This window comes from Aliirhizobium sp. YIM B11859, from assembly GCF_057163345.1.
In genome coordinates this window covers 1-3,179 of the sequence record NZ_JBXHAY010000040.1, presented here as the reverse complement: position 1 = coordinate 3,179, position 3,179 = coordinate 1, and the positions used below count along the sequence as shown (strand labels likewise).

4 protein-coding genes and 1 pseudogene are annotated in these 3,179 nt (G+C 55.7%); 2 read left to right on the top strand and 3 right to left on the bottom strand.

What is annotated here, in order from left to right; all coding sequences use genetic code 11:
- Positions 1-171 precede the first annotated feature (171 nt).
- Positions 172-414: pseudogene (locus AC2GXZ_RS32505) on the bottom strand (glycosyl transferase family 1); the annotation flags it as partial.
- Between the two features lie 169 nt (positions 415-583).
- Between AC2GXZ_RS32505 and rpsU the strand changes: the two are divergent.
- Positions 584-823, top strand: coding sequence for a 30S ribosomal protein S21 (gene rpsU, locus AC2GXZ_RS32500; RefSeq protein ID WP_483763373.1), 240 nt, complete (start codon positions 584-586; stop codon positions 821-823).
- 751 nt (positions 824-1,574) lie between these two features.
- Here rpsU and AC2GXZ_RS32495 read toward each other — a convergent pair.
- The gene (locus AC2GXZ_RS32495) at positions 1,575-1,763 is read right to left on the bottom strand and encodes a DUF2934 domain-containing protein (protein ID WP_483763372.1); all 189 of its coding nucleotides are present in this window, start codon (positions 1,761-1,763) and stop codon (positions 1,575-1,577) included.
- A gap of 122 nt (positions 1,764-1,885) precedes the next feature.
- A complete protein-coding gene (locus AC2GXZ_RS32490; protein ID WP_483763371.1) occupies positions 1,886-2,149 on the bottom strand; it encodes a hypothetical protein in 264 nt (87 codons plus the stop codon).
- Between the two features lie 506 nt (positions 2,150-2,655).
- Here AC2GXZ_RS32490 and AC2GXZ_RS32485 point away from each other — a divergent pair.
- On the top strand, positions 2,656-2,904 hold the full coding sequence (locus AC2GXZ_RS32485) for a hypothetical protein (RefSeq protein WP_483763370.1): 249 nt from the start codon (positions 2,656-2,658) through the stop codon (positions 2,902-2,904).
- Positions 2,905-3,179: the final 275 nt, after the last annotated feature.

Here is a 3,179-nt window from a genome sequence, read left to right as displayed (position 1 = left end):
TCGTGATCGTCCCGAGTAGCACGCCGGAAAATCTCACGCGGATGCCCTATGGCTAGCTCGGCGATTGCTTTCCGGCACGATATAGCCATTAAAATAAGTTCACTGTGACGATGCGATCGAAAGAGCCGACACTGGGTGGAGTGCCGTCGCATGTGAGGTGCGTGGGGTATCCCCCGTTTCAGCGATCAGAATAAGTTTCCCATAGCGCGCATAAGTCTCGATCAGGATCCTGCTGAATGGCTTGTAGAGCGGATGGCCAATATCGATCGGCAGACCGCTGTGGATCCACCGGTTATTGAAGTAATAATTCACGCCAATAATGTCGAGGTAGCTTTCCTGGCCGCCGATCTGAGGCCATATCCGGCCCGAGATCAGGTCCCATCCCTGAAACTGGGATTGCCGATGACCCTCCGCCACTGAATCAGCACGGCCTGTTCTAACCTCGAGTGGCCAATGTCTTGGGCTAAAAAGAAAGCTGTCGCTGGGCAGTAAAACTCCCCGCGACCTCCCGACCATATTGCCAATCCAGCCAAGATGAGGCAATGGCATGCCCGAATACAATTCCAAATCTCGAGGAATATCCGTGCAGATTCTTGTCCGCGATAACAATGTCGATCAGGCGCTCCGAGTTCTCAAAAAGAAACTGCAGCGAGAAGGCATCCTGCGGGAAATGCGCCAGCTCGAATATTATGAGAAGCCGTCGGTCAAACGCGCTCGCGAGAAGGCGGAAGGCGTCAGACGCGCGCGCAAACTAGCCAAGAAGCAGCTGGATCGCGAAATGGGCATCGCTACTGTAAAAAAGCGACCAGCCCGGGCCAAATAAGCATATCGCTCCACGCCAGTGCAGATCGCTGTGTTCCGCACCTCGTCTCGGGAAGCTGATCACCGTTGGCATTGACAGCAAAACGAAAAACCTCTTCACACTTAATTCCGGCATCGTATTTACGAATAAGGTCCGCTCGAGAGCGGGCCAATCGCGCCCCTTGGGCTGGGCGGGGGAATGGTTACTAGCTGAAGCAGGTTGCCGGGATTTGGTGAGTGCAAACACCATCCGGCGAGACGGCAAGCTGGCCCCGATTGCTCGACGCTTTCTCCAACAGTTTGGCGAAATCTCCAAGGCTCACCTTGTCAGCGCGAAGCATCAGCCGGATCATTGGGTCTCCCATGACCTGCGACATCGTCAAATCTTGCATGGCTATAGTCCTTCTTTGCAGCCGACATAGCATTCAATTGCAAAGGTCGGATGTCGTCAGCGCGGCGAGAAAAAGGCAATCGTCAATGGGACTATGTTCAAGCAAACCGTAATTCGCTGTGGTTCGGCCAACGGGAGTGGGCGTCATGCGTGCCGAGAGTTTGATACCGGGCGACCGATACTGGGCGAGGTCGCCGAAGCATTTTGACGGAGAGATCACCGTCGTCCAGGTTTCGAAGGTGTTTGGCGAAGAGCCGGAATACTGGACGCTGGTTCTTCTCGGATCGGACCAGCATATCATGCTATCAGAATGCGAGATTATCGCTCACTTGCAGCCGTCGCCACGCTTCACGGGGCGGCGGACATGTTTGACCTTAGTGTGTCAGTCCTCCCACTCATCGCCGTCATCAAAACCGGGCGCAGCCGCAGGCGAGATCCGTGCCTGATTGATCTTTTCCCATTCATCAGTGGCCTGTGCCCAGTGTGCGCCATCTTGGCCCTCGGGCCGTCCGGCTTGTTCCCACAGAAAGTACGCCCTGGTGTTGATCCAGTTGTCGCGTTCGGTATTCATGTCAATTCTCCCATGCGAAGCCGCAAATCAGTTGCTTTCAATGGGAAGATAAGATTGGATGAGTGCAACGCCAAGCCGGCCACTGCAGGAACTGTGCGGATACGCGGCAGGACAGGCGAGCGTCACGCGAGAACCGACGCCCGCACAAACCGCCATTCGGAGCCATCGATATCGACCGGTTGGATCACATCGGGCAGGCGGTGAAGCTCCGCGCAGAACGCCTGCAAGCCATCAACGCTACTCAGGAATATTGCTAGCTTAGGAGCTTGATTCTGGGCAGCGTCGACCGCAAAACCGTGAAGAACACCCAGCTCGACAGTGTCGCGCGGGCTGATCTCCCGTAAGCCGATTATGAGATGCTCGATGAACTGCTCAAGAATGGCCATGTGCAGGCTCCCGATGGATTGCGGCAGTCCATCATACTTGTCCTGGAACAGCAACGCCTTCCTTATAGGACACAGCGTTTGAGATCGGGTCAGCGCGCAATGACCTTTCGAGGCGAAAGACAGGTGCATCTCTCATGCAACTCTGCCTGGCCGGCGAGGTCTTGGGGGTAGCGAGGGCAAGGGTCTCAGGCGGGGCGGGCGCACAAGCATAGCGCGGAGCCTCGGGAGCCGCCCCCTTGCCAGCGCGAGGGGCAATGCTCCGTAGTTCGACTTCAACCTTGAAGCTCAAAACCTATTCGTATCCAGTATGAACTCTCCGGCATTAAGGCTCTCCGCTGCTTGGTGAAAGTCGAGGTCGGGGCGAAAGTAAACCCATCATTCGCTCAATGACTTAACCAACATCAGCTCCCGTCATGCCGGTTGTCTTTCTCTCAACCCTTGCGACGCGGGGAACTTTTCCGCAACTGCACGCCTTTAAGAGGATCGCAACCATAGGAGTGTCCGCTATGCTGAGCACAGACACCTGGCTCAAAATCATTTGCAGCATGATGGTCAACGCCGTGATCTTTGGTGTCGGCGCCGTCACCGTCCTGCTGGTTCCCGCTCTCGCAGCCCATGCAAAATATCTGATCCCGACGGTCGTGGCCGTCAGCTTTCTTACCGCGCCGTTCGTGGCATCCCTCATCGCCCCGCGCATGCGTCTACGCAATTGGGGCAAAGAGCGCTGGAAGGGAGGTGATCTAATTTCCGGCTAACGGCTTGCCCAGACATTTATGCCCTCCTGTCATCCCTACATCTGCGTAGAAAACCCGGCTTAGCGCCGGGTTTTTGCTTGCCCATACCGTCGAGTGTGACAAAGCAACCACTCCGCGAAGTTGAGTAACCGGAGAAGGGCAGTAATTCAGCTTTTCCTCATGAAATTCATTCACACGCACCTATGTTTCACGTCACCGCTGGGGGCATCGGTGATCAAAGGACATCACATGAGAACGTTTTCGAAACTGTTGGCAGCCGGACTGCTGACCTCCGC

Coding starts and splice junctions, on each gene's coding strand:
- AC2GXZ_RS32495 (WP_483763372.1), bottom strand. CDS start 1,763: ATGAATACCGAACGCGACAACTGGATCAACACCAGGGCGTACTTTCTG.
- AC2GXZ_RS32490 (WP_483763371.1), bottom strand. CDS start 2,149: ATGGCCATTCTTGAGCAGTTCATCGAGCATCTCATAATCGGCTTACGG.
- AC2GXZ_RS32485 (WP_483763370.1), top strand. CDS start 2,656: ATGCTGAGCACAGACACCTGGCTCAAAATCATTTGCAGCATGATGGTC.